This is a genomic window from Pseudooceanicola sp. NS-SX9 (assembly GCF_057380705.1).
In genome coordinates this window covers 248480-274302 of the sequence record NZ_CM170818.1, presented here as the reverse complement: position 1 = coordinate 274302, position 25823 = coordinate 248480, and the positions used below count along the sequence as shown (strand labels likewise).

Sequence of the window (25823 nt, the reverse complement as noted above, 5' to 3'; positions counted from 1 at the left end):
ACCTGCATGACCGCCCCTCTTCTTGAACTCTCCCCCGAAGTCGAAGCCGCGCTGAAGGCCGGCGGTGCCGTCGTGGCGCTGGAATCGACCATCATCACCCACGGGATGCCCTATCCGGCGAACCTGGAAACCGCCCGCATGGTCGAAGGCGACATCCGCGCGCTTGGCGCCGTGCCCGCCACGATCGCCGTGATCGAGGGCCGCATCAAGGTCGGCCTGACCGATGCCGAACTGGACACGCTGGCGCAGGCCAAGGGTGTGGTTAAGGCCAGCTCCCGGGATCTGGCCGTGGCCATGGTCAAGAAGCAATGGGCGGGCACCACGGTCGCCTGCACCATGCGCGTGGCCGAGATGGCCGGCATCCGCGTCTTTGCCACCGGCGGCGTCGGCGGCGTGCACCGCGGCGCGGAAGAGACCTTCGACATTTCCGCCGACCTGTCTGAACTGGGCAAGACCGAGGTCGCCGTGGTCTGTGCCGGGGTGAAATCCATCCTCGACATTCCGAAGACGCTGGAATTCCTGGAAACCCAGGGGGTTCCGGTCGTGGCCTACGGCACCGACGCCTTCCCCGCCTTCTTCTGCCGTGACAGCGGCCAGAAGGCCGATCACCGTCTGGACGATGCCGCCGACATCGCCGCGATGATGAACGCGCACACCGCCATCAAGGCCGGCACCGGCATCCTGGTCGCCAACCCCGTCCCCGAAGAAGACGCCCTCTCGCATACCGAGATCGACGCCATCATCGACGAGGCCGTGGCCGCAGCCGACGCCCAGGGCGTGTCCCGCAAGGAGCTGACGCCCTTCCTGCTGGCGCGCATCAACGAAAAGTCCGAGGGCCGCAGCCTGAAGGCCAACATCGCGCTGGTGCGCAACAATGCCCGCCTGGCCGCCCGGATCGCCCTGGCGCTGGTGGCCTGAGGACCGATCATGACCTACGAGACCATCCTTTACACCAAGGACGAACACGACAAGTTCGCCACCATCACGCTGAACCGGCCCGACAAGCTGAACGCGATGAACAAGACCTGCATCCGCGAGATCGACGCGGCGGTGGCTGCCGCCGTCGCCGACCCGGATGTGAACGCGCTGATCATCACCGGCGCGGGGCGGGCGTTTTCCTCGGGCTATGACCTGCAGGGCGGCGATTTCGTCGTGGATTTCGACTTTTGGGTCGAAGACATGACGGAAAACGCCACCGCCCTTCTGAACATCTGGAAGGCGCCGATCCCGGTGATCGCGGCGGTGAACGGCTATTGCCTGGCAGGCGCGCTGGAGCTGATGATGTCCTGCGACCTGGCGATTGCCGCCGATACCGCCAGGTTCGGCGAACCCGAGGTGCGCCACAACTCGGGCCCGCCGGCGCTGATGATGCCCTGGCTGCTGCACACCCGCGACGTGCGCTACCTGATGTTCACCGGCGACATCATCGACGCCCAGGAAGCCGACAAGATGCGCCTGATCAACAAGGTCGTCCCCGCGGACGAGCTGAAGCTGCGCTCGGAAAACCTGGCGCGCAAGATGGCGCGGATGCCGACCCCGGCGCTGAAATACACCAAGAAGTCGATCAACAACCAGCAGCTGGTCGCCGGTCTGCAGGCGTCGTTCGACTACAACATCACCTCGATCGCCGGTCTGCATGTCACGACCGAGGGCGAGGAATGGATGCGCAAGCTCGCCAAGATGACCCTGAAGGAATACCTGGAATACCGGGATTCGCCCTTCAGGGGCCTCGACTGAGCGATGGCGCCGGGGCGGATCGCCCCGGCCCCTTTCAGCCCAGCTGGGCACGGGCGGCCCGGTAACGTTCGACCGAGGCCTCCTTGACCGGGCCGAAGCCGCGGATCATCTGCGGCAGCTCGGCGATCTGGACGGCGCGGGCGTGGGTTTCGGGCGACAGCCCGGCGATCAGGGCCTGCACCTCGGCCTCGAACTCCGAGATCAGCGCGCGTTCCATCCGGCGTTCGTCGGTGCGCCCGAACGGATCGAGCGGCGTGCCCCGCAGCCCCTTCATCGCCGCCAGCACCCGGAAACCGGTGTCCATCCTTGCCCCGAAGGCCCGTTTCGCAGGCCGCCCCGTGCGCCCGTCGGGTTTCGAAATCACCGGCGGGGCAAGGTGATAGCGGATCTTGTAATCGCCCTCGAAGGTCTCGGCGATGCGGGCCTTCTGGCTGGCGTCCAGATGCAGCCGGGCGACCTCGTATTCATCCTTGTAGGCCATCAGGCGGAAGGCCGTGGTCGCGACGGCGCGGGTCAGCGCCTCGCCCAGGGGGCCTTCGGCGGCCCGGACCCGCTCGACCAGCTTCAGGTAGCGTTTCGCATAGCGCCCCGACTGGTAGCCCTTCAGATAAGAGGCGCGGCGGGCCACGAAGGCATCCAGCGTTTCCTCGGCCGGTTCGCCCGGGGCGGGCACCACCGCATGGGCCAGCGCCAGCACGCCCTGCGGATCCAGATACGCCCGGCGGCCCCAGTCGAAGGCCGCAAGGTTCGCCTCGCCGCCGCGGGCGCCGCCGATGGCCTTGCGCAGGGCGGCGGCGCTGATCGGCACCAGCCCCGCCTGCCAGGCGGTCCCCAGGATCAGCAGGTTGGTCGCGATCGCATCGCCCATCAGGCCCAGGGCCATCTCGGTCCCGGCGACGGGACGGCAGGCGCCCGGCCCCACCAGCCCCGCCAGCACCTTCAGCGCGGCATCCTTGCGGAAGGCCATGGCGGTGTTCTGCACGAAGCTGGCGTTCGGGGCCAGCCGGTCATCCACCACCACCTGCGTCCGCCCGGCGCGGACCGAGGGCCGCACCTTCGCCGACTGCGCCACCAGCATGTCGAAGGCGAGGACCAGATCCGCCTGCCCCTCGCCCACGCGGGCCGCCGTCAGGGCATGGGGATCGCGCGCCAGCCGCAGGTGGCCCACCACGGCGCCGTTCTTCTGCGCCAGACCCGTCTGATCGAGCGACTGCACCGCCAGCCCGTCCAGATGCGCGGCCTTGGCCAGAACCTGACTGACCGTCAGCACGCCAGTGCCGCCGATCCCCGCCACCAGCAGGGAAAAGACGCCATCGACCGCAGGCACCACGGGATCGGGGATCGGCGCCGCCTCGGCCTCGGCGCGCTTTGCGGCGGGCTTGCGCAGGCTGCCGCCCTCGATGGTGACGAAGCTGGGGCAGAACCCCTTCAGACAGCTTTGATCGCCGTTGCAGCTGCTCTGGTTGATCTCTCGTTTCCGGCCAAGGGGGGTGTCCTTCGGCTCGATCGAGATGCAGCCCGATTGCGCGGAACAATCGCCGCAGCCCTCGCAGACCAGATCGTTGATGAAGACGCGGGTGCTGATCTTGGGGAATTCGCCGGCCTTGCGGCGGCGGCGTTTCTCGGCGGCGCAGACCTGATCGAAGACCAGAACGGTGGTGCCCTCGACCTCGCGCAGGTGGCGCTGCACCTCGTCCAGACGGTCGCGGTGATAGACCTGCACATGGGCCGGCAGGGCGCCCTTGTGGCGCTCGGGCTGTTCGGCCACCACGACGACCTCGCGCGCGCCCTCGGCCAAGACCGAGGCCACGACCTTGGGCACAGTCAGTTCGCCGTCATGGGGCTGGCCGCCGGTCATCGCGACCGCATCGTTGAAAAGCACCTTGTAGGTGATGTTGACCTGCGCCGCGATGGCCGCGCGGATCGCCAGCAGGCCGGAATGGAAGAACGTCCCGTCGCCCATGTTGGCAAAGATGTGCTTTTCATCGGTGAAGGGCGCAAGGCCCAGCCAGCTGATGCCCTCGGCGCCCATCTGGGTAAAGGTCGAGGTCTCGCGCCCCTCGACGCCGATCACCATCATGTGGCAGCCGATGCCGGTGGTGGCGCGGCTGCCCTCGGGCAGGCGGGTGGAAATCGAATGCGGGCAGCCCGAGCAGAAATAGGGGTCTCGGTTCATCTCGGGCAGGGGTTTCAGGTTCGGCGCCGGGGCGTCGGGAATGTGGCCGGGGATGCGCGCGCGCAGGTCTTCGGGCAGGCGCATCAGGATGGCGCGGGCCACCATGTGAGGGGTCTGTTCGCCAAGCGCCGACAGCAGCGGCGCGCCATCGGGGGCCGTCTTGCCGCTGACCTTGGGGCGCGGATCGGCGTTGAACAGCAGGGATTTCACCTGATCCTCGATGACGGGGCGCTTTTCCTCGATCACCAGCAGTTCGTCGCAGTCCGCCGCGAAGGCGCGCAGCCCCTCGGGTTCCAGCGGCCAGACCAGACCCACCTTGCGCAGCCGGATGCCGTATTGGCCCAGATCGTCTTCGTCGAGACCCAGCAGGTCCAGCGCCGCCCGCAGGTCCAGCCAGCTTTTGCCCGAGGCCACCAGCCCCAGCCGAGCGTGCCCCGTGCCATGGCTTTCATCAAGGCCGTTCAGCCGCGCGAACGCCTGCGCCACGCGAAGTTTCTTTTCCAGCCGGGCCTCTTTCGGGAAGGGGCCGTCTGGCCAGCGCAGCGACAGGTTTTCCGGGATCTCGGGCAGGATGGCGGGGTCCATCAGCCCCTCCAGCGACACGGTCGAGGAGCTTTCGACAACCTCGGTCTGGCATTTGAAGCCGACCCAGGTTCCGGCGGCGCGCGACATCTCCCAGCCCAGCAGGCCGAAGCGCAGATAGTCCTGCACCCCCGCCGGGGCGATCACCGGGATCTGCGCCGCGATCATGTCATGTTCGGTCTGGTGCGGCAGGGTCGAGGACACCGCCCCATGGTCATCGCCCATCAGCGCCAGCACCCCGCCATGGGGGTTGGTGCCATCGGCATTGGCATGGCGGAAGGCGTCGATGCTGCGATCCACGCCCGGCCCCTTGCCGTACCACATGGCAAAGATGCCGTCGTAGCGGACGCCCTGGAACAGGGCGCTTTGCTGGGTGCCCCAGGCGGCGGTGACGGCCAGATCCTCGTTCAGGGCGGGGTGGAAATGGATGTGCCCCTCGGCCAGGCTGTCCTTCTGGCGCGTCATCTCGCGATCCAGTTGCGCCAGTGGCGATCCGCGATAGCCCGTCACATAGCCCGCCGTGTTCAGCCCCGCCGCCGCGTCGCGCTGGCGCATCAGCACCGGCAGTTTCGCCAGCGCCTGGTTGCCGGACAGGAAGGCCATCGGGGCGGTCTTGGGGGAAAGCGTGTCGGGTTTGCTCATGGCGGGTCCCTTGGGTCTTGGCGGCTGCTCAGGGCAGGACGCGGCCGGGGTTGAGGATGCCCCGGGGATCGAAAAGCTGTTTCAGGCCGCGCATCACGTCCAGTTCGGCCGGGCTGCGCACCAGCGGCAGGTACTTGCCCTTCTCGCGACCAAGGCCGTGTTCGGCGGTGATGGCGCCGCCATGGTCCGCAAGCGCGGTGAAGACGATCTGCGCGACCTCGGCCGGGTGGTCGGTGTCGACGATGTAATGCAGGTTGCCGTCGCCCAGATGGCCAAAGACATAGGCGCGGGCCTCGGGGTGGGCGGCGGCGATGCGGGCGCGGGCCTTGTCGAGGAACGCCTCCATCTGCGCGGTGGGCAGGCCGATGTCAAAGCCCACGGGGGCGGCCATGGAAAAGACCGCCTCGGCGCAGGCTTCGCGCAGGGCCCACAGCGCCTGACGCTGGGCGCCGGAACTAGCAAGGGTGGCATCCGACAGCTCCTCGGCCTCCAGCGCCTGCATCAGCAGGGCGGGAAGGGCCTCGGGGTCGGGGCCTTCTTCCAGCTCGATCAGCAATTGCAGGGGGCCGGGGGCGACCGGGGCGCGGTGCCCGGCGGCAAGGATGCGGGCGAACAGCGGCTGGTCGATGATCTCGAACGCCAGCAGGGCGCCGGGGGCGTCGCGGCGCAGGCGCGCCAGCAGATCCCGGGCGGCAGCGATCCCGGGGGCGGTGCCAAATAGGGTCGCCGCCGGCCCCGGAGCGGGTTTCAGCGCCAGGCAGACCCGGGTCACGACGCCCAGAACCCCCTCGGAGCCGATGAAAAGCTGTTTCAGATCAAAGCCCGAATTGTCCTTGGCCAGGCTGCGCGTGTGCCCCAGCACCCGGCCATCGGCCAGCACCACCTGCAACGAGACGACATGCGCCCGCGTCATGCCGTTGCGGATCACGTTCAGCCCGCCCGCATTGGTGGCGCAGATGCCGCCCACCGTCGCCGTGCCGCGCGCGCCGATGTCGACGCCGAACGACAGGCCCGCGGCCAGCGCCGCCTCCTGCACGCGCTGCAGGCTGACGCCTGCCTCGGCCACCACCGTGCCCGCCACCGGATCGACCGGATCGAGGCGCGTCATCCGTTCCAGGCTGATCGCCACCTCGCCCTCGCGGGGGGTGGCGCCGTTCGACAGGCCGGTGCGGCCGCCCTGCACCACCACCGGCACGCCCAGATCGTGGCACGCGGCCAGCATCCGCGACAGCTCTTCGGTGCAGGCCGGGCGCAGCACAAGGATCGGCAGGCACGACAGGTTGCCTGTCTCATCATGGCCATAGCCCGCCCCGATGCCGTCGCCATGCAGCACCGCCGCCGGAGGCAGATCCACCAGACGCCGCAGCAGGGCATCCAGGGCGTCGGCGTCGATACAACTGTCAGTCATTTGGTCGTTTTCCGAAGGCCCGCCGCCGCACCCACGGTGTTTTGGCAAATTTGCTATGGACATACCCCCATTCCATGCGCTCATATCCATATTTGTCAAACCTATTATTCTTTTCGCCCTGACCGGGGCGATCTTCGGACCGCGGGACGGGCAGATGAGTGTAAAATTCGGGCAGGTTGTCACGGCGGGGCTGGCGCGTCAGGTCGCGGATGAAATCCGCGCGGCGATCCTCGACGGGCGGCTGAAGGCCGATGACCGCCTGCCAGGAGAAGAGGAGCTGGCAGCGCGTTTCGGCGTCTCGCGGCCCACCGTGCGCGAGGCGCTGAAGCGTCTGGCGGCGCTGAACCTGATCCATTCGCGGCGCGGCCCCACGGGCGGCAACTTCGTCAAGATGCCCGAGGTCGACGAGCTGGTGGACCAGCATTCGGCCTCGACCACGCTGCTGGTGGGCATGGGCGCCTTCGACTTTGACGAGATGATCACCGCCCGCCACCGCACGGAATCGCTGTGTCTGGAACTGGCCTGCGCCCAGCGGGACGACGACGACCTGGCCAGGATGCGGGCGGAACTGGCGCTGCAGCGCGATGCCGGACTGGCGGATACCGATTTCTGCGCCTCGGACGTGCGGTTCCACCGGGCGCTGGTCGATGCCGGGCGCAACGGGCCGCTGCGGCTGATGATGGGCACGGTGATCGAAAGCTTCATCCCGATCCTGAACATGATCGTCGTCCGCCAGCGCGTCCGCGCCGAGACGACGACCCTGCACGGCCAGATCCTGCAGGCCGTCGAGGCCCGCGACGCGGCCGCCGCGCGCATGGCCTTCGACCGGCTGATCGCGCATCTGACCCAGAACTACCGCGCCTCACAGGCGGCGCGCGAAGCCCGCGGGACCTCTGGCCCCGGGGCGTGACACCCCAGACAGAAAGGGCACATCATGTCCGATACCTTCGACGCCATGGTCATCACCGATGCGGGCGAGCGCAAGACCAAGGCCCAGATCACGCCGCTGACGCTGGCGGATCTGCCGGATTACCCGGTGCTGGTCGAGATCAGCCACTCGACCGTCAACTACAAGGACGGGCTGTCGATCACCGGCAAGGGCCGGATCGCCCGCCGCCTGCCGATGATCGCCGGGATCGACCTGGCCGGCACGGTGGTCGAAAGCGCCTCGGCCGAATGGCAGCCCGGTGACAAGGTGATCCTGAACGGCTGGGGCCTGAGCGAAACCGAACAGGGCGCCTTCACGAAATTCCAGCGGCTGAAGCCCGAATGGCTGCTGCCCCTGCCCCCGGCCTTCAGCCCGGAACAGGCGATGGCGATCGGCACGGCGGGCTACACGGCCGCGCTTTGCGTGCAGGCGCTGCTGGATCACGGCTCGATCTCGAAGGACGGCGCGCCGGTTCTGGTCACCGGGGCTGCAGGCGGTGTCGGTTCGGTCGCAATCGCGCTTCTGTCGGCCCTGGGCTATCCGGTCACCGCCGTGACGGGGCGCCCCGAGACCCATGACTACCTGTCGAAACTGGGCGCCACGGCCTTCCTGGATCGGGCCGAGCTGGCCGAGGCGGGCAAGCCGCTGCAGGCGGAACGCTGGTCGGGCGCGGTCGACGTGGTGGGCTCTCATACCCTGGCGAACGTGCTGGCCCAGGTGCAGACGGGGGGCGCGGTGGCGGCCTGCGGGCTGGCGGGCGGCGCCGACCTGCCGACCAGCGTCATGCCCTTCATCCTGCGCGGCGTGGCGCTGCTGGGGATCGATTCCGTGATGGCCCCCCGGACCAAGCGCGAGGCCGCCTGGCAGCTGCTGGCCGACCATCTGGACCCGGCGCTGCTGGCGACGATGTACACGGTCCATCCCTTCGCGGACCTGCCGCAGCTCGCCTCGGACATCATCGCGGGCCGGATCCGCGGCCGCGTCGTGGTCACGGTCTGATCCCCCCGGGGCGGCGCGCCTCGCCGCCCCTTCCCCTTCGCAGGCGCGCGTGCTTAAACGCCCCCAAACCGAAGGAGAGGCCATGTACACTGCAACATTGCTGAAAAGCCCCGTGACCCGCGGCCTCGACCCCGCGCTGATCGCCCCCCTGCGCAACGCCTGGGGCGGCGGAGAGGTCACCTGGCTCGCGCCCGATGAGGCAGCCGAATTCACCCTGCCCGCGATCCCGGACAATTTCCGTTCGGTCTGGGCGGACCTGCAGAAGATGCAGATCGACCTGAACATCCAGGACACCGCAGGGCGCCGGAAACGGATGCTGCTGGCGGACATGGATTCGACGATGATCTGCCAGGAATGCATCGACGAACTGGCCGACGAGGCCGGCGTCGGCGCGCGGGTGAAGGACATCACCGCCCGGGCCATGAACGGCGAACTGGACTTCGAAGGCGCCCTGACCGAGCGCGTCGGCCTACTGAAGGGCCTGCCGCTTTCCGTGATCGACAAGGTGCTGGAAACCCGCATCACCCTGATGCCCGGCGGCCCGACGCTGCTGGCAACGATGAAGGCCGAGGGCGGCTATTGCGCGCTGGTCTCGGGCGGGTTCACCGCCTTCACCCAGGCCGTGGCCGCACGCCTGGGCTTTGACGAGAACCGCGCCAACACGCTGATCCACGCCGAAGAAACCCTGACCGGCGAAGTGGGCCGCCCGATCCTGGGCCGCGAGGCCAAGGTCCAGGCGCTGGAAGAGATCACCGCCAGGCTGGGCCTGACCGAGGCCGAGGTCATCGCCGTGGGCGACGGCGCCAACGACCTTGGCATGTTGACCCGCGCAGGCACGGGCGTGGCACTGCACGCCAAGCCCTCGGTCGCCGCGCAATGCGAGGTCCGGGTGAACTTCGGCGACCTGACCGCGCTTCTCTACCTGCAAGGCTACGCGAAAACCGACTTCGCCGCCTGATTCCGAAGGGAGGGGCGCCCCCGGCATCGAGCCGGGGCCGCCCCTGCCGCCTCCTTCGGAGCCGGCGCAGTTCCCCTGTCATCTGACCCGAAATACTCCGGGGGAGTCTCCGCAGGAGACGGGGGCAGAGCCCCCTCTACGCCCCGTATGGCACCCAGACCGTCTTCACCTCGGTCGCCTGTTCCAGCATATCGCGCCCCTCGAAGCCCTCCCAGTCCGTCGCGAAGCCATCGTTGACCCAGGTCCGCTTGAGGCTGCCCGCGCTTTGCGCCTCGATCACCGCGCTCACATCTGCCCCCGAGAAGCTCCAGACCGCATCCACGTCCATATGGGCCGCCAGGACGGGCGCCAGCTCTGCATGGGGTCCCGACAGGATGTTGACCACGCCGCCCGGCACGTCCGAGGTCTCCAGCACCTGGCAGAAGTCGCCCGCGACCAGCGGCGCGGCCTCTCCGGTGACCAGCACCACCCGGTTGCCCATGGCGATGGCCGGCGCCATCAGGCTGACCAGCCCCAGCAGCGGCGCCTCTTCAGGACACAGCGCCCCGATCACCCCCACCGGTTCGCGCAGCGCCAGCGCCATGCCCCGCATCGGCACCTGCCGCAGGTCGCCGCCGAACTTGTCCGCCCAGGCGCCGTAGCTGAACAGCCGCGACACGGCGAACTCGACCTCGCGGGCGCCGTGCTTCACCCCCGTCAGATCCTCGATCCGGGCGGCGAATTCCGTCCCCCGCGCCTCGAGGTTCTCTGCGATGTAGTAGAGGATCTGCGCCCGCAGATGCGCCGTCGTGCCCGCCCAGCCGGCAGCCCCCCGGGCCGCCTCGACCGCGTTGCGGATGTCCTTCCTTCCGGCGATGCCCACCTGACCGGCCAGCCCCTTGCGGCCATAGACCGCGCGCACCTGCCCACCATCCGGGCGCACCTGCTTGCCGCCGATCAGGAATTTCGCCGTCCGGTCCAGCCCGGCCTGCGCCCCCGGCTCCCCGGTCATCGCCTTCACCGGCTTCAGCGGCTTGCGCTTGCCCGCAGGCTTCGTGTAGGCGCGCAGCCCCTCGGGGCCACCCTCGCGCCCGAACCCGCTTTCGCGCAGACCGCCAAAGCCCGCCGCCGCGTCGAACATGTTCGCCCCGTTGATCCAGACCACCCCCGCGACCAGCTTCGGCGCGATATCGAGCGCCAGGTTGATGTTCTCGCTCCAAACGCTCGCCGCCAGGCCATAACGGGTATCATTGGCCAGCTGCACGGCCTCCGCAGGCGTCCGGAAGGTGGTCGAGACCAGCACAGGCCCAAAGATCTCCTCCTGCATCAGCAGGTCCGGCGCCTCCAGTCCGGTGATCAGCGTCGGTCCGTAATAGCACCCCTCAGGCAGGTCGCAGGGCTGGAACACCTCGCCACCCGAGGCCTCGACCAGCGCCCTGATCCGCGCCAGCTGCACCGGATCGACAATGGCCCCCAGGTCGATCCCCTTGTCCAGCGGATCGCCCACCCGCAGCGCAGCCATGCGCGCCTTCACCTTGGCCAGGAAGCGCTCCGCCACGCCCTCCTGCACCAGCAGGCGGGATCCGGCACAGCAGACCTGCCCGCCGTTGAACCAGATCGCATCGACCAGCCCCTCGACCGCCGAATCCAGATCGGCATCCTCGAAGACGATGAAGGGCGACTTGCCGCCCAGCTCCAGCGTCAGGGCCTTGCCCTGCCCGGCGGTCAGGCGGCGGATCCGGCGTCCCACCCCGGTCGAGCCGGTAAAGGCCACCTTGTCCACGCCCTCGTGGACCACCAGGCGCTCGCCCACCGCACCGTCGCCGGTGACGATGTTCAGCACCCCCTTCGGCACCCCGGCCTGACGGCAAATGTCGGCAAACAGCAGCGCCGTCAGCGGCGTCCATTCCGCAGGCTTCAGCACCACCGTATTGCCCGCCGCCAGCGCAGGCGCCACCTTCCAGGCCAGCATCAGCAGCGGGAAATTCCACGGGATCACCTGGCCACAGACCCCGATGGCCTCGCGCCCCGGCATCTCTTCCTCGAACAGCTGCGCCATCCCGGCGTGGTAGTAGAAATGCCGCGCCACCAGCGGCAGGTCGACATCACGCGCCTCGCGGATGGGCTTGCCGCAATCCAGCGTCTCCAGCACCGCCATCAGGCGCGCATTCTTCTGGCAGAGCCGCGCAATGGCATAAAGCACCCGCGCCCGGCCCTTGCCGCCCAAGGCCTGCCACTTGCCCTGCGCCCCCCGCGCGGCGGCCACCGCCCGCTCCACATCCTCCGCAGTGGCCTGCGTCACCTCCGCCAGCACCGCCCCCGTCGCCGGATTGCGGGTCTCAAACACCTCTCCCGGCACCTGAAAGGCCCCATCCACGAAACAGCCGAACCGCCCGCCAAACCCCGCGATCCAGGCCAGCGCCTCGCCCGCCGCCTCGGGCGCGGGACCGTATTCCATGCTCTCGAAGATCTCTTTCACGCGCATCCCCGCCCCCGTTTCATCTTTCCATAAATATGCATTCGCCCGATCAGCCAGCGGCGTGACGCCAGCCGGCCGAATAGGCGCCCGTCACATGATGCTCCAGCTGCCGCTCGATATCCCCCAGCAGGGACGAGGCACCGAAACGGAACAGATCGGGCCGCAGCCAGCGGTCCCCCAGCTCTTCCTTGATCAGGCTCAGGTAAACCAGCGCGTCCTTCGCCTTGGAAATCCCGCCGGCGGGCTTGTAGCCCACCCGCACACCGGTGCGTTCATGGTAATCGCGGATCGCCCGGATCATCACCAGGCTCACGGGCAGGGTCGCGTTGACACTTTCCTTGCCGGTCGAGGTCTTGATGAAATCCGCCCCCGCCATCATGCACACCAGCGACGCCTTGGCGACATTCTGCAGCGTGCCCAGCTCTCCGGTCGCCAGGATCGCCTTCACATGGGCCGCGCCGCAGGCCGCCCGGAACGCCCGCATTTCGTCATAGAGCGCCCGCCAGTTGCCACTCAGCACGTGGCGGCGGGAAATCACGATGTCGATCTCGGCCGCCCCCGCCTGCACGCTTTCACCGATCTCGGCCAGCCGCAGGGGGAAGGGCGACAGCCCCGCCGGGAACCCGGTCGACACCGCCGCCACCGGAATGCCCGAGCCCCGCAGCGCCTGCACGGCCGTCTCCACCATGTCGTGGTAGACGCAGACGGCGCCGGTGGTCAGCCCCTCCATCCCAAGCGCCTCCAGCAGATCCGCCCGCACCGGCTGGCGCGCCTTGGCACAAAGGCGCCGCACGCGCCCTTCGGTGTCGTCGCCCGCCAGCGTCGTCAGGTCGATGCAGCTGATCGCCCGGCACAGCCACGCCGCCTGATGGTCCTTCTTCAGGCTGCGGCGCCCCGGCAGGCTGGCGGTGCGGCGTTCGATCGCCGAGCGGTTCGCCCGCGCGCCCGCCACCCAGTCCAGATCCAGCGCCATGCCGGGGTTGCGCGGCTCATGTTGCGGAACCAGCGCCAGATCCCTCAGGCCCGCATTCCCGGTCACTTTGTCACTGCCCATGGCCCCTCCTGAAAACCTGACGATCCGATCAGGATCTAAGGCGCAACTGTTCCAGAAGCGCAGGCGCCGCGCAAGTCTTGCGCGGTCTCAGTCCTGGGACAGGAACGTGCGGGCAAGGGCGCGGAAGCCCTCGCGCACCAAAATCTCTTCGCGGGTCTCGGTGACCGGCACGTAAAGGCCCTGCAGCGCGTCCAGATAGGCCCGCGCCAGAGGCCCCTGCCCGATCAGCACGGCCTGCTGCCCCAGCCAGAGGGATTTCGCGGCGGCCATCTCGGCGCCGATCAGCAGGCCCAGGCGCGCGCCCGGGTCGCGGTGCTGCGCCAGCGCAAAGGGCAGCCGATCGGCATCGCTGAGCGCCTCGTCCAGACCTTCGGCCGCCGCCTCGGCACAGCCCATGGCGCGCGCGACCTCTCCGGTGGCGCTGGTCTGCAGGTGAATGACCTCTCCGGCCGAAAGCGTCGCCCAATGGGTGCGCTCGGCCTTCACGACCAGCGCCAGCCCGTCCCAGTGCGGGTTCAGCGTCTGGAACCCCAGCAGCCGCAGCCGGCACTGCGCCGATAGCCCGCCCAGCGGCGGCAGATGGCGGCCCTGATGGTTGCCGGGCAGGGCCTCGGGCAGCAGGGTGCCGGGCAGGCCGTCGCCGGGCACGGTCGGCTCGCCCACCAGCAGGCACTGGTCCGGCGGCAGGGCGGCGCGGGCCGTGCTGCCTTCGGGACCCCAGGTCCGGTCGGTGTCGATTTCAAAGCCCTGCCATGTCATGGCCACTGGGATAGGCCCGGGAGGGCTGCCGGTCAATCGCCCAGGTAGCGCCGCAGCGCCTCGGGCGGGTTGTCCAGCAGCGCCTGCGCCGGGGCCGGGGCCTGCGCCACGCCATCGGCCACCAGGACGATGCGGTCGGCGATGCGGCGGGCGTCCTCGGGGGCATGGCTGACCATCAGCAGCGTCGCCCCGGTTTCCGCGACCAGCCCCGCCACCAGATCCAGCATCTCGGCCCGCAGGGCGGGGCCAAGGGCGGCAAAGGGTTCATCCAGCAGCAGCAGGGGCCGGTCCTGCACCAGGATCCGGGCCAGCGCCGCGCGGCTTTGCTGGCCGCCCGACAGCTGCGCCGGTTTTCGCGCCCCCATCCCCGCCAGCCCGACACGGGCCAGCGCGGCCTCGACCCGGGCGCGCATGTCGGGGGTCAGCCGCCGCGCGGCACTGATCCCGAGGGCCACGTTGCGCGCCACGTCGAGATGCGGAAAGAGGTTGCCGTCCTGAAACAGCATCGCCAGCGGGCGCGCGCCCGGGGCCAGCCCGTCCAGCGCCTGCCCCTGCCAGCGGATCGACCCGGCCTCGGGGGCCAGAAAGCCCGCGATGGCGTTCAGCAACGTCGACTTGCCCGCCCCCGAAGGCCCCAGCAGCGCCACCCGGGCACCGGAGGGGACGGTGAAATCGGCCGACAGGCGGAAATCGTCCTGACGGATCTTCAGGGCCTTCAGCTCAAGCATCGCGGCCGCCTCCCTGGTCGAACAGCCAGAACAGGCCGAAGCTGAGCGCCAGCAGGATCAGCCCCACGGCCGAGGCGGCCTCGGTCCGGTAGGCGCCCATCAGGCGGTACATCAGCAGCGGCAGGGTTTCCCGGTCGGGGGATCCGAACAGGGTGATGACCCCCAGATCGCCCATCGACAGCGCCGCCGCAAGGCCCGCGCAAAAGCCCAGCGCCGGGCGCAGGCGCGGCAGGATCAGCCAGCGCAGGCGGGCTGTGCCCCGCAGGCCCAGCTGGTCGGCCAGACGGCCATGGTCGCTTTCGGCACGGGCATAGGCGGGGGCCAGGATGCGCAGGCAGAAGGGCGTGGCCATCAGCGTGTTGACCAGCAGCACCATCGGCAGCGCCAGCCGCACCGGCGCGATCACCGGGTTCAAGATCAGGAACCAGCCGGTGCCCAGCACCAGCGGCGACAGCGCCAGTGGCAGAAGGCCGATGCCCTGGATGGTCCGCGACATGCCCGCCGCCAGCGCCAGGCACAGCCCGCAGGTCAGCGCCGCCGATCCCAGCGCCACGACGATGGAATTCAGCGCCGCCGCCCAGAGCGTTCCCGGCAGTTGCGCCATCCCCGGCAGGCCTGCCGCCACCAGCGCCAGCATCGGCCCCAGCAGGAAGGCCCCCGACAGGATCAGCACCAGCGCATCCGCGCCGCGCCGCCAGCCTATGGGAGCATCCAGGCGCGGCAGGCTGCGGCCCAGACCCGCGCCGCTGCCGTCCGTGCGCGTCACCAGCAGCGCCAGCACCGCGGCAGCCGCCACCAGCGCCGTCTGCAACAGGGCCAGCACCGCCGCCCGGCCCAGGTCGAAATCGAAGGTGAAGGCCTGGAAGATCGCCAGTTCCACCGTGGTGGCGCGGGGGCCTCCGCCGAGGATCAGCGCCACGGCAAAGCTGGCAAGGCAGATGGCAAAGATCGCCGCCAGCGCCCCCGGCACCACCTGGCGCAGCATCGGCACCTCAAGCAGGCGGAAGGTGGCGGCGGGCGGCAGGTTCAGCTGGGCGGCCAGGCGAAAGCGTTCCGCCGGGATCGCTTGCCAGCCCTGCAAGAGCATCCGCGTCGCCAGCGGCATGTTGAAGAAGACATGCGCCAGCACCACCCCATGCAGCCCGTAGATCCGCCAGGGGCCCAGCCCCAGATGCGCCAGCGCCGTGTTCAGCAGGCCACGTGCCCCGAAGACCGCCAGCAACCCCATGACCGCGACGATCACCGGCAGGATGAAGGGCGCGCCCGTCAGCGCGATGAACAGGCGCCGCCCGGCAAAGCGCCGACGCGCCAGGGCCCGCGCCACCGGCAGGGCAAGCGCCACGGAACAAACCGAGGACAACGCCGCCTGCACCAGGGTGAAGCGCAGCGCCGCCCAGTCGGCGGGCCCCGGCAGGCTGCCACCGCCCGCCCGGATCAGGATCGCGGCCAGGGGCGCGAACAGCACCAGCAGGACCAGACCTGCGGCACTGCCCGCGAGGCCCTGCCTCAGCGCGACAGGGCGGTGCGCCATTCTTCAAGGGCGGGGGCGCGGGCGGCCTCGGCCTCGGGCGGGGTCATCAGCAGGGCCTTGTCGGCGGGCACGATCTGGTCGAAAGCCGCAGGCAGGGGCTGGGCGGGCTTGATCACCGGGTACATCCAGTTGGTTTCCGGCAGCAGCGCCTGCACCTTGTCGGACACCAGGAACTGAAGGAACTCTTGCGCCAGCTTCGGCTGGGCGGCGGTCCTGGTCATCGCGGCGACCTCGACCTGCATGTAGTTGCCTTCCTCGAAGGGCAGAGCGACCTTGCTGTCGTCCTTTTCCGCGATCACGTGATAGGCGGGCGAGGTGGTGTAGGAGAGCACCAGATCGGCCTCGCCCTTGAGGAACATGCCATAGGCCTCGGACCAGCCAGGGGTGACGGTGACGATGTTGTGGGCAAGCGCCTTCCAGATCTCGGGGGCCTGGTCGCCATAGGCCTTCTTGATCCACAGCAGAAGGCCCAGCCCGGGGGTCGAGCTGCGGGGATCCTCGATCACGATCTTGGCGTTGCTGGCGGCGAGGTCCTTGAAGGATTTCGGTTTCGGACCGTCGGCATTGCCCACGAAGGCGAAATAGCCCCAGTCGAAGGGCACGAAGGTGTCGTCGTCCCATGTGACGGGCAGGTCGTAGGTGGCCGTCACGCCCGAGGGGGCGAAGAGGCCGGTGCCCCTGGCCTGCGCGGTCAGCGACGTATCAAGGCCCACCACCACGTCGGCCTTGCTGCGCGCGCCTTCCAGCCGCAGCCGGGACAAGAGCGCCGCGCCGTCGCCCGCGGTGGTGAAGACCACGTCGCAGCCGCACTGGGCCTCGAAGGCCTTTTCGATCGCCGGGCCCGGACCCCAGTCCGAGCTGAAGCTGTCGTAGGTATAGACGTTGAGCACGGGCGTCTGGGCCGCGGCTTGGCTCGCCAGCAGGCAACCCGTGGCAAGTACGAGATGCTTCCACATGGCATCACTTCCTTTTGCGACGGGCGGAGACAGAATGGCGGCATGGTGCCGGACCTTCCCTCCGCCGGTTCTAACCGGATCAGGTTCAACGGGTTCGCGGTATGCATCTCAGCCCGAAGGCTCCCCGAGGTGGGGCGGACAGTAGGGGGCGGGCGGGGGCTGCGCAAGGTGGAGGGCGCCTCCGGCGGGCATATTTGGAGAAAGATGAAAGGCTGGGCAGAGGGGCGCGCGGGGCGTGGTGTCGAGGTCGGCTGTGCAATTGCGCAAGGGGCGGGGATCGGGTAACCGGGACGTGAATGTTGCCCCCGGGGAGGTCCGCCCATGTCCATGAATACCTTCGGTCATCTCTTCCGTATCACCACCTGGGGCGAAAGCCACGGGCCGGCGCTTGGCGCGACGGTGGATGGCGTGCCGCCGGGCGTGGACCTGGACCCCGAGCTGCTGCAGTACTGGCTGGACCGCCGCAAGCCCGGCCAGTCGAAATACACCACCCAGCGGCGCGAGCCCGACGAGGTGGAGATCCTGTCGGGCACCTTCGAGGGCAAGACCACCGGCACCCCGGTGCAGCTGATGATCCGCAACACCGACCAGCGGTCGAAGGATTACGGCGACATTGCCGAAAAGTTCCGCCCCGGCCATGCCGACATCACCTACTGGCTGAAATACGGCATCCGGGATTATCGCGGTGGCGGGCGGTCCTCGGCACGTGAAACCGCGGCGCGGGTCGCGGCGGGCGGGCTGGCGCGGGCGGTGCTGGGGGTGCTGGCGCCCTCGGTCGAGATCCGGGGCTACATGACGCAGATCGGGCCGCATGGCATCGACCGCAGCGCCTTTGATGCGGCCGAGATCGAAAAGAACCCCTTCTGGTGCCCCGATGCGGGTGCAGCCGAGAGCTGGGCCGGTTACCTGGACGATCTACGCAAGTCCGGCAATTCCGTCGGCGCCGTGGTCGAGGTGGTCGCCAAGGGCGTGCCTGCCGGTCTGGGCGCGCCGATCTATGGCAAGCTGGACACCGATCTGGCCGCCGCGATGATGTCGATCAACGCCGTCAAGGGCGTCGAGATCGGCGAGGGCATGAATGCCGCCTGCCTGACCGGCGAGGAAAACGCCGACGAGATCTTCCCCGGCAATGACGGCCAGCCGGTCTATTCCTCGAACCATGCGGGGGGGATCCTGGGCGGGATTTCCACCGGTCAGGAGATCGTCGTGCGCTTCGCGGTCAAGCCGACGTCCTCGATCCTGAAGACCCGCCAGACCATCACCAAGGACGGCCAGGCGACCGAGATCATCACCAAGGGTCGCCACGACCCCTGCGTCGGCATCCGCGCGGTGCCGGTCGCCGAGGCGATGATGGCCTGCGTGATCCTGGACCACCTGCTGCTGCACCGGGGCCAGATCGGGGATGCGGGCGGAAAGATCGGCTGAGATGCTCTCGATCCTGTCGATCACCTTCCCGATCTTCGCCATCGTCGGCCTGGGCTATGTGCTGACGTATCTGAAGGTCTTCGACAGGATCCAGCTTTCGGCGCTTGGCAATTTCGTCATGCTGCTGGCGCTGCCGCTGTTGCTGTTCCATGCCACCGCCACCCAGTCCTTCGGGCAGCTGGTCGATCCGGGTTTCCTGCTGACGCTGGTCTGCGCGGGCCTATGCACCCAGGCACTGATCTGGATCCTGCTGCGGCTGCGGGGACTGGGGCCGGGGCGGCGCGCGGTGGGGGTGCTGGGGTCGGCGACGCCGAATTCGGCCTTCCTGGCCTTCCCGATGATGTCGATGATCTTTCCCGATCAGGCCCCGTCGGTGCTGGCGATGTGCCTGCTGAACGAGAATTTCGTGCTGAACCCCATCGGGCTGATGTTGGTCGAGGCGGCGCGGCCGCGCGACAGCGCGCCGGTGTGGAAACGCGCCCTGCAGCTGGTCCTGTCGGTGCTGAGGCGACCGATGATCCTTGGGCTGATCCTGGGCGCGCTGTGGTCGGTGCTGGGGCTGCCGCTGCCGCCGGTGATCGAGCATCCGATCGACCTGATTTCCCGCACGGCCTCGCCGCTGGCGCTGTTCTTCATGGGCGGCACGCTGGTCGGCCTGCCGATCCGCGGCAACATCCGGCTGGCTTCGGTGATCACGGCGTTCAAGCTGGTGGTGCATCCGGCCATTGCCTTCGGATTGATCAGCCTGTTCGCACTGCTGGGCTGGCCCGGCCCCGCCAGCCCACAGATGGCCACCGCGCTGATCCTGTCGACCGCGATGCCGGTCTTCGGGGTCTTCCCCCTGCTGTCGCAGGGATCCGGCCATGAAGGCGCCGCCGCCCTGACCGTGATGATCTGCACCCTGAGCGCCTTCTTCACCCTGACCGCGCTGATGACGCTGCTTTTGTAACCAAAGCCGCCGCCCGGCATTTGCAATTTGTTAACGATTTCCCCGCAGCCTGTTTCGTGGATTGACGAGACAGCGGCCGAAGGTGCCCGAGTCCCGGGTAACCTCCTGTCGCGGAGGAGATTTTTGATGATGCACAGACCCGTTTCGGCGATTGCCGCCATGCCTGTCACCGCCCTGCCCCAGGCCAATATCCCTCGCATTCGACCTGTTAGCGCCGGACATGCCACGCGGCCGGACATGGACAGGCTGCTTATTTCCACACTTTGTGTCGTTGCCCTGGCGGCGGGCAGCTTTGCCCTGGCCTCGGGGTGGTTCGGGGCCCTGCCGCCGGATGGCACGGGGCCGGTCGAAGCCGCCGCCGTGCATATCCCGGTGCAGATGCGCCTGAACTGAGTCGCGGCACCAGTACCGTCAGCCAGCCGATGCGGCGGTCACCGCCGTATCGAGCAGCGCCTTGATGCTGTCTTCGCGAGTATCGGCGACCAGCCGGCCCAGCTCGTCCTTGCCTTTCAGCAACACCAGGGTCGAGCGCCGCGGGATTCGCATCCGCCGGGTGAACTGCGCCTCGCCATAGGTGTCCCAGTCGATGCGGATATAGGTGATGTCCTGCACATAGGCGGGATTTTCCGCCTTCAGCTTTTCCAGGATCCGCTGCTGGGCGGCACAGGTCGTGCACCAGGGGGCATAGAAATCCAGCAGCAGCGTTTCGCCCCGGTCCAGCCGCTGCTGGATGATGCCGGGGGTATAGTCGAGCTCGCCGCTCTGGGCGCGCAGGGGAAGCGCCGAGGCCGCGATCAGCGCGGGCACGGAAGCAAGAAACAGGCGACGGTCCATGGGGCAAGACCTCCTAGAGGGATACGGACAAGTCCATGAGCCAGGGCGGCAGATGCCGCAGGGCCCATCCCTCGGCAAGGTGGGTCAGTTGCAGCAGGATGGCCAGCCCCAGGGCGACGAATAGCATCCCCAGAAGCGGGCGTGCCACAATCGCCACCCGGGCGGCGGTGGCCCGGTGGCGCGCCAGCAGCCCGCGCAGACCATGGGCCAGCAGCAGGATCAGCGTCGCCATACCCGCCGCATAGCCCGCCATGATCGCCGCCGCCCACCCCGGATCCTGCCCCGAGGACGCCAGCGCGATGGCGCCACCCAGCGTCGGCCCGATGCAGGGGCTCCAGACGGCGCCCAGCAGCAGGCCGGCGGCGAACTGGCCCGCGGCCCCCGTGGCGCGCAGCCCGCTGATGCGCCGGTCGGCCCCCTGCGACAGCCCCGCCGTCAGCCGCGCCAGGCCCCGCCCGCCTGCAGGCCACAGCAGCATCAGCCCGAAAAGGATCATCAGAACGGCGCCGCCCTGCGCCAGCCGGTCCGCCGTCAGGCCCAGCGCGTAGCCCAGCGTCGGCAGCAGCAGGCCCAGCGCCACGAACGACAGCCCCAGCCCCGCCGCCAGCGCTGCAGGCCCGCGCGGGCTGGCCTGCAGCGCCGATCCCAGCACCATCGGCAGCACCGGCAGGACGCAGGGGTTGATCAGGGTCAGCAGACCCGCAAGATAGGCCAGGGCGATCTCCATGCCCGGCAGAATGCGCCACCGGGCCGGGACCTGTCACCCCACGTCTGCTTGCGCGACGGGCGGCTGGGGCGGCTGCTTTGACAGCTGCACCGCCAGGATCCCGGCAGCCACGATGGCGACGCCCAGGATGTCGATGCGGCTGACCTGTTCCCCCAGCACCAGGGCCGCCACCAGCACGCCGAAGAACGGGTTCAGGAAGTGGAAGGTCGCGGCCTTCACCGCGCCGATCCGCGCCACCAGCAGGAACCAGATCCAGGTCGCCGCCACCCCCGGCACCAGCACTGTATAGGCGAAGGCCAGGAAGAAGCCGGGCGAGGGGGTGAAGTGGAAGGGCTCGATCGCGACCGAGGCCACCGCCAGCACCGCCGAGCCCACCAGCATCTGGTAGCCCACCACCGCCATCACATTGCCCCCCGAAGAGGCGCCGCGCGCCGAGAGCGTCGCCACCGCCAGCGCCACCGCCCCCACCAGGCACAGCGCGATACCGCCCAACGCCGCGCCGCCCTCGATCCGCGATCCCATGATGATCGCCACACCCACCAGGCCCAGCCCCAGCCCCAGCATGGCCATCGGGCGCAGGCGATCCCCCAGCACCAGCCAGCCGATCAGCCCCACGATCAGCGGCATGGTCGAGGCCAGGATCGTCGCCAGGCTGGCTGGGATCCACTGCATGGCGATGAAGAACAGCCCCAGGTACAGCGCGTTCTGACAAACCCCGAAGATCACGGTCGACCGCCACTGGGCGCGGCTCAGGCGCAGGCTCTGGCCCATGGCGCGCGCCAGCCCCAGCGCCAGCACCCCCGAGATCAGGAAGCGCAGCGACAACGAGGCCATCGGCGGCGCGTGCTGCACGATGATCCGGGCCGAGGCAAAGGCGCTCGACCACATGAAGGCGAAGGTGACGCCCATCAGGACGGCGCGGAAATCCATGAGTGCTCCTTTCAACGGCAGCGCCGGCAGATGACCAGACGACACGCCCTGCGGGAAGGGGCAGCGCCTCAGAACAGCCATGCAAATCCTGAGAGCCAGATGTGCGTTTTTCTCAATGCCCTTGAAAACAAGGGGTTTCGCAAAAATCACACCCTGACGGGATGGCTTGCCCAGGCGCCAACTCTCTTGCATTTTCAACTCCGGGATTTATTTAGCAAGCTAATCTTTAGCCAGCTAATCGGTGAACAGCATGACGGTGGACCCCGAAGGGACCTCGAACGACTTGCCTATGGATGCACGCAGCGGCGACCTTCTGCGGACGGTCGTTCTGATGGCCCGCACCCTGCGCAAGACCTTCGACCAGCGCGCCAAGCGGCTGGGCCTGACCTTTGCCCGTGCCCAGGCCATGCTGGCCATCGCCCGCCAGGAAGGCATGAGCCAGTCAAGCCTGGCCGAAACCCTCGACATCGAGGCGCCGACGATGAACCGCACGCTGGACGGGCTGGAAGAGGCCGGCTTTATCGAGCGCCGCCCGCAGCCGCAGGACCGCCGCGTCCGCCAGGTCTTCCTGACCGAACGCTCGCGGGCGCATGCAAACGAAATCTTCGACTTTTCGCGTACACTGCGCGCCGAGCTGGTCCGTGGCATTTCCCCCGAGGAACTGGCCGCGACCGAAGCCACGCTGATGAAGATGCACGCAAACCTTCAGAGAATGACCGCAAATGCCAAGCGATGACGTGACACAGGACAGGACGGCACAGGGGGCGCAGGCCCCCGCCGTCGCGGCGCAGGCCCAGCCCGCGCCCGAGGCCCCGGCCGCCCCGCCGGGGCCGCCGCCCTTCGTGCCGCGCCCATGGTACGTGGTCGTATTGTTCGTCATCGCCTCGATGGTCATGGGGCTGTCGCTGTCGCTGGCGCAGGGTTTCCTGTCGGCGGATTCGCGGCAGATCGCAGGGGATCTGGGAATTTCCCAGACCGATGCGACCTGGCTGCTGGTGGCCTACATGATGCCGCGCGCCTCGCTGCCGCTGCTGCTGTTCAAGATCCGCGCGCAATACGGGCTGCGGCCCTTCGCCATCATCGGCATCATCGCCTATGCGCTGGCCACCAGCCTGTCGTTCTTCGTCGACGATTTCCATTCCGCAGTGGCGGTGCAGTTCATCTCGGGCGTCGCGGGGGCGCCGCTGGGGTCTCTGGCGTTCCTTTACATGCTGGAATGCCTGCCGCCGGCGAAAAAGCTCAGCTTCGGGCTGCCGATGGCGCTGACCTTCATCATGGTGGGGATGTATCTGGCGCGGGTGATCTCTCCGCCGCTGTGGGATCTGGGCGGTTGGCAGGCGATCAAGTGCTTCCAGTTCGGCCTGGTGCTGTGCGCCCTGCCCTTCATCATCAAGCTGCCGCTGCAGCATGCACCGCGCCAGAAGGTCATCAAGCCGCTTGACCTGTTCAGCTACAGCCTGATCGCCGTGGGCTTTGGCGGCATCCTGGCAACCTTCGCCTGGGCCACCACCGACTGGTGGAACAGCACCGTCTGGCTGGGCTGGCTGCTGGCTGCCTCGGCCGGGTGCCTGACCGTCGCCGTGCTGATCGAGCTGAACCGCAAGGTGCCGCTGATGGACATCCGCTGGATGCTCTCGCCCGAGATCCTGCACCTGACGGGCGTGCTGCTGACCTTTCGGATGCTGTTGTCGGAACAAAGCACCGGCGCGCCCTACATGTACATCGCCCTGGGTCTGGGCCAGTGGCAGATGCAGCCGCTGTTCGCCGTGATCGTCGCGGCCTACCTGGCCGGGGGGCTGCTGCTATGCGCCACGCTGACCATCGACCGGGTGCCCTATATCCACACGCTGGCGCTGGCGCTGATCTGCATCGGCGCCTGGATGGACAGCCACTCGACCATCCAGACCCGCCCCCAGCAGATGTTCCTGAGCCAGGGCATGATCGCCTTCGCCGGTGCCGTCTTCCTGCCCTCGACCATGGCCAAGGGCCTGACCCTGGCGCTGAAGAAGGGCCCGGCCTATCTGCTGAGCTTCATCATCATCTTCCTGTCGACCCAAAGCCTTGGGGGCATCATCGGTTCGGGGCTGTTCCGAACCTTCATCCGCATCCGCACCGCCTTCCACTACGGCGTGCTGAAAGAGGGGCTGATGGGCGGCGACACGTCGGTGACGACGCAGATCAGCTCCCTGGTCAAGGCCTACACCCCCACCATCACCGATCCCGTCCTGCTAAAGGCCGAGGCCGCCTCGATGCTGGCCACCAATGCCACCAACCAGGCCACTGTCCTGGCCTATAACGACGCCTTCCTCCTTACCTCCATGATCGCGGGCACGGCCCTCTTCCTGCTGCTGGCGCACCTTCTGGTGCTCAAGCTCAGGGCGCTGCGCGCCGCACCTGCATCCGCCTGAGGCCCGCTGCCATGAAAATCACCAAACATCTGTTCCACTCCATCCTAGCCGGCATCATCGGCCTATGCGCCGTCTGCTTCATTCTGTTCGCCTGGCAGCTGCCGCCCTTCGACAGCCCCGTCACCAGCACCAACAACGCCTATGTCCACGGCAAGGTCACGACGATCTCGCCGCAGCTGGCGGGGCTGGTCACCGACGTCCCCGTCACCGATTTCGAGCAGGTCTCGAAAGGTCAGGTGCTGGCGCGCATCGACGACCGCAGCTATGTGCAGTCGGTCGCCTCGGCCCAGGCCAGCCTGCGTTCGGCCGAGGCCAGCCTGAAGAACAACGCCATCTCGATCGCCTCGGCCCAGGCCAGCGTGACCTCGGCCAATGCCGCGCTCGACAGTGCCAATGCCGCCCTTGATACCGCCCAGACCAACTGGGACCGCGACCAGCGGCTGAAGCAGCGCGGCTTTGTGGCGCAAAGCGATTTGGACGATGCCCGGCTGACGCTGAACCAGGACAAGGCCGCGGTCGAGCAGGCCAAGGCCGCGATCCTGGTCGCCCAGGAGGCCCAGAAGACCGCCGAAGCGAATTCCGCCACCCTGGAGGCCAGCGTCGACAGCGCCAAGGCGGCGCTTGAGACCGCGCAGATCAACCTGTCGAACACCGTCATCCGCGCCCCCGAGGACGGCCGGCTGGGGCAGATCTCGGTCCGGGTCGGACAATACGTGTCCGCAGGGACGACGCTGATGTACCATGTCTCGCCGCAGACCTGGGTGATCGCCAACTTTAACGAGACTCAGCTGGCGGGGATGAAGATCGGCCAGCCGGTCAGCTTCCGCGTCGATGCCATGGGCGGCAAGCGCTTTACCGGCCGGATCGAGCAGTTCTCTCCGGCGACGGGGTCGCAGTTCTCGGTGCTGCCGTCGTCGAACGCCACCGGCAACTTCACCAAGATCGCCCAGCGGGTCCCGGTGCGCATCGCCATCGACGAGAACCAGTCCGAAGCCGCCCGCCTGGTGCCCGGCCTGTCGGTCGAGGTCTCGGTCGACCGCTCGCTGCCGGGCAGCAAGATGTCCCCCACCGGCAAGAAGACAGCCGAGAACACCGAAGGCAGCGGCCTTCCCACCGGCGTGCTTTCGTCCGACCCGGACGAAAGCCCGACCTGAGGTCCACCCCCTCAGGCGGAAGGGCCCGCCCCCTCCCGGGGACGGGCCCTTTTTCATGTGCCGTTTCGCATCCGGAAACGAAAAAAGGCTGCCGAAGGGCAGCCTTTGGGATCCCGCGGGGGGAAAGGATCAGGCGTTGACGCTGTCCTTCAGAGCCTTCGCGATGGTCATCTTGACGACCTTGTCGGACTCTTTCTTGATCTGTTCGCCGGTGGCGGGGTTGCGGACCATGCGCTCGGGACGTTCACGGCAGTAGATCTTGCCGACACCCGGCAGGGTCACGGCGCCGCCGGCCGACACTTCTTTGGTGATGATCGCGACGACAGCGTCCAGGGCTGCGTTTGCGGTCTTCTTGTCTTCGCCCATTTCCTCGGCCAGCGCGGCAACGAGTTGGGTCTTGGTCATCGGCTTCGCCATTCGATGGTCTCCTTGTCACTGCCCGATGTCTTGGGCCTCGTGCCGGGCATATAACCGGATAGG

23 protein-coding genes and 1 riboswitch are annotated in these 25823 nt (G+C 68.4%); of the genes, 11 read left to right on the top strand and 12 right to left on the bottom strand.

Translation table 11 applies throughout. From position 1 onward, the window contains the following. Nucleotides 1-6: 6 nt before the first annotated feature. On the top strand, nt 7-918 hold the full coding sequence (locus AC2ITM_RS01285) for a pseudouridine-5'-phosphate glycosidase (RefSeq protein WP_486468033.1): 912 nt from the start codon (nt 7-9) through the stop codon (nt 916-918). 9 nt (nt 919-927) lie between these two features. After that, entirely contained in the window at nt 928-1737 is an 810-nt protein-coding gene (locus AC2ITM_RS01280) for an enoyl-CoA hydratase/isomerase family protein (RefSeq protein ID WP_486468032.1), read from the top strand. Nucleotides 1738-1771: 34 nt separating this feature from the next. Here AC2ITM_RS01280 and AC2ITM_RS01275 read toward each other — a convergent pair whose 3' ends face one another. Together AC2ITM_RS01275 and AC2ITM_RS01270 are read right to left on the bottom strand one after the other, a co-directional pair. Then, on the bottom strand, nt 1772-5137 hold the full coding sequence (locus AC2ITM_RS01275) for an indolepyruvate ferredoxin oxidoreductase family protein (protein ID WP_486468031.1): 3366 nt from the start codon (nt 5135-5137) through the stop codon (nt 1772-1774). 28 nt (nt 5138-5165) lie between these two features. Then, nucleotides 5166-6545, bottom strand: coding sequence for an FAD-binding oxidoreductase (locus AC2ITM_RS01270; protein WP_486468030.1), 1380 nt, complete (start codon nt 6543-6545; stop codon nt 5166-5168). A gap of 154 nt (nt 6546-6699) precedes the next feature. Between AC2ITM_RS01270 and AC2ITM_RS01265 the strand changes: the two genes are divergently transcribed. The 3 genes from AC2ITM_RS01265 (at nt 6700) to serB (ending at nt 9430) form a co-directional block, all read left to right on the top strand. Then, a complete protein-coding gene (locus tag AC2ITM_RS01265) occupies nt 6700-7455 on the top strand; it encodes a FadR/GntR family transcriptional regulator (RefSeq protein ID WP_486468029.1) in 756 nt (251 codons plus the stop codon). A 24-nt stretch (nt 7456-7479) separates the two neighbouring features. After that, complete coding sequence (locus AC2ITM_RS01260) at nt 7480-8472, top strand: MDR family oxidoreductase (protein ID WP_486468028.1); 993 nt, start codon at nt 7480-7482, stop codon at nt 8470-8472. An 82-nt stretch (nt 8473-8554) separates the two neighbouring features. Beyond that, complete coding sequence (serB, locus tag AC2ITM_RS01255) at nt 8555-9430, top strand: phosphoserine phosphatase SerB (RefSeq protein ID WP_486468027.1); 876 nt, start codon at nt 8555-8557, stop codon at nt 9428-9430. Nucleotides 9431-9566: 136 nt separating this feature from the next. Here the strand turns inward: serB and AC2ITM_RS01250 are convergent, their stop codons facing one another. The 6 genes from AC2ITM_RS01250 to thiB form a co-directional block, all read right to left on the bottom strand. Beyond that, nucleotides 9567-11894 carry an aldehyde dehydrogenase family protein gene (locus tag AC2ITM_RS01250; RefSeq protein WP_486468026.1) on the bottom strand — a complete coding sequence of 776 codons (2328 nt, stop codon included), beginning with the start codon at nt 11892-11894 and terminating at the stop codon, nt 9567-9569. 43 nt (nt 11895-11937) lie between these two features. Beyond that, nucleotides 11938-12942 carry a deoxyribose-phosphate aldolase gene (deoC, locus tag AC2ITM_RS01245; protein ID WP_486468025.1) on the bottom strand — a complete coding sequence of 335 codons (1005 nt, stop codon included), beginning with the start codon at nt 12940-12942 and terminating at the stop codon, nt 11938-11940. 87 nt (nt 12943-13029) lie between these two features. After that, complete coding sequence (locus AC2ITM_RS01240; RefSeq protein ID WP_486469370.1) at nt 13030-13701, bottom strand: 2-dehydro-3-deoxygalactonokinase; 672 nt, start codon at nt 13699-13701, stop codon at nt 13030-13032. Nucleotides 13702-13733: 32 nt separating this feature from the next. After that, the gene (locus tag AC2ITM_RS01235; RefSeq protein ID WP_486468024.1) at nt 13734-14429 is read right to left on the bottom strand and encodes a thiamine ABC transporter ATP-binding protein; all 696 of its coding nucleotides are present in this window, start codon (nt 14427-14429) and stop codon (nt 13734-13736) included. After that, nucleotides 14422-15960: a thiamine/thiamine pyrophosphate ABC transporter permease ThiP gene (locus tag AC2ITM_RS01230; protein ID WP_486468023.1), complete on the bottom strand. Its 1539-nt coding sequence runs from the start codon at nt 15958-15960 to the stop codon at nt 14422-14424. The genes AC2ITM_RS01235 and AC2ITM_RS01230 overlap by 8 nt, the downstream gene beginning before the upstream one ends. After that, nucleotides 15936-16916: a thiamine ABC transporter substrate binding subunit gene (thiB, locus tag AC2ITM_RS01225; RefSeq protein ID WP_486468022.1), complete on the bottom strand. Its 981-nt coding sequence runs from the start codon at nt 16914-16916 to the stop codon at nt 15936-15938. The genes AC2ITM_RS01230 and thiB overlap by 25 nt, the downstream gene beginning before the upstream one ends. A 39-nt stretch (nt 16917-16955) precedes the next feature. After that, nucleotides 16956-17053: riboswitch (TPP riboswitch) on the bottom strand. Between the two features lie 184 nt (nt 17054-17237). On the opposite strand from thiB, the gene aroC reads away from it, so the two are divergent. From aroC to AC2ITM_RS01210, 3 genes are all read left to right on the top strand, one after another. Further along, entirely contained in the window at nt 17238-18341 is a 1104-nt protein-coding gene (gene aroC / locus AC2ITM_RS01220) for a chorismate synthase (RefSeq protein WP_486468021.1), read from the top strand. A 1-nt stretch (nt 18342) separates the two neighbouring features. Next, nucleotides 18343-19290 carry an AEC family transporter gene (locus AC2ITM_RS01215; protein ID WP_486468020.1) on the top strand — a complete coding sequence of 316 codons (948 nt, stop codon included), beginning with the start codon at nt 18343-18345 and terminating at the stop codon, nt 19288-19290. Between the two features lie 126 nt (nt 19291-19416). Continuing rightward, nucleotides 19417-19683: a hypothetical protein gene (locus tag AC2ITM_RS01210; protein ID WP_486468019.1), complete on the top strand. Its 267-nt coding sequence runs from the start codon at nt 19417-19419 to the stop codon at nt 19681-19683. A gap of 18 nt (nt 19684-19701) precedes the next feature. Here the strand turns inward: AC2ITM_RS01210 and AC2ITM_RS01205 are convergent, their stop codons facing one another. Genes AC2ITM_RS01205 through AC2ITM_RS01195 form a run of 3 tightly spaced genes read right to left on the bottom strand, consistent with a single transcriptional unit; the run spans nt 19702 to nt 21781 of the window. Further along, the gene (locus AC2ITM_RS01205; protein ID WP_486468018.1) at nt 19702-20124 is read right to left on the bottom strand and encodes a thioredoxin family protein; all 423 of its coding nucleotides are present in this window, start codon (nt 20122-20124) and stop codon (nt 19702-19704) included. A 13-nt stretch (nt 20125-20137) separates the two neighbouring features. After that, nucleotides 20138-20851, bottom strand: coding sequence for a cytochrome c biogenesis CcdA family protein (locus AC2ITM_RS01200; protein ID WP_486468017.1), 714 nt, complete (start codon nt 20849-20851; stop codon nt 20138-20140). Nucleotides 20852-20884: 33 nt separating this feature from the next. Further along, nucleotides 20885-21781 carry a DMT family transporter gene (locus tag AC2ITM_RS01195; RefSeq protein ID WP_486468016.1) on the bottom strand — a complete coding sequence of 299 codons (897 nt, stop codon included), beginning with the start codon at nt 21779-21781 and terminating at the stop codon, nt 20885-20887. Between the two features lie 331 nt (nt 21782-22112). Here AC2ITM_RS01195 and AC2ITM_RS01190 point away from each other — a divergent pair, with 331 nt between their 5' ends. Genes AC2ITM_RS01190 through AC2ITM_RS01180 form a run of 3 tightly spaced genes read left to right on the top strand, consistent with a single transcriptional unit; the run spans nt 22113 to nt 25343 of the window. Then, nucleotides 22113-22517: a MarR family winged helix-turn-helix transcriptional regulator gene (locus AC2ITM_RS01190; RefSeq protein ID WP_486468015.1), complete on the top strand. Its 405-nt coding sequence runs from the start codon at nt 22113-22115 to the stop codon at nt 22515-22517. Further along, nucleotides 22504-24189, top strand: a complete 1686-nt coding sequence (locus tag AC2ITM_RS01185) for an efflux MFS transporter permease (protein WP_486468014.1) — start codon at nt 22504-22506, stop codon at nt 24187-24189. Before AC2ITM_RS01190 ends, AC2ITM_RS01185 begins: the two co-directional genes overlap by 14 nt. Before the next feature lie 11 nt (nt 24190-24200). Further along, entirely contained in the window at nt 24201-25343 is a 1143-nt protein-coding gene (locus tag AC2ITM_RS01180; protein WP_486468013.1) for an HlyD family secretion protein, read from the top strand. Between the two features lie 129 nt (nt 25344-25472). On the opposite strand, the gene AC2ITM_RS01175 is transcribed toward AC2ITM_RS01180, so the two are convergent. Further along, nucleotides 25473-25760 (bottom strand): HU family DNA-binding protein, encoded by a 288-nt coding sequence (locus AC2ITM_RS01175; RefSeq protein ID WP_486468012.1) that lies wholly within the window; start codon nt 25758-25760, stop codon nt 25473-25475. Nucleotides 25761-25823 lie beyond the last annotated feature (63 nt).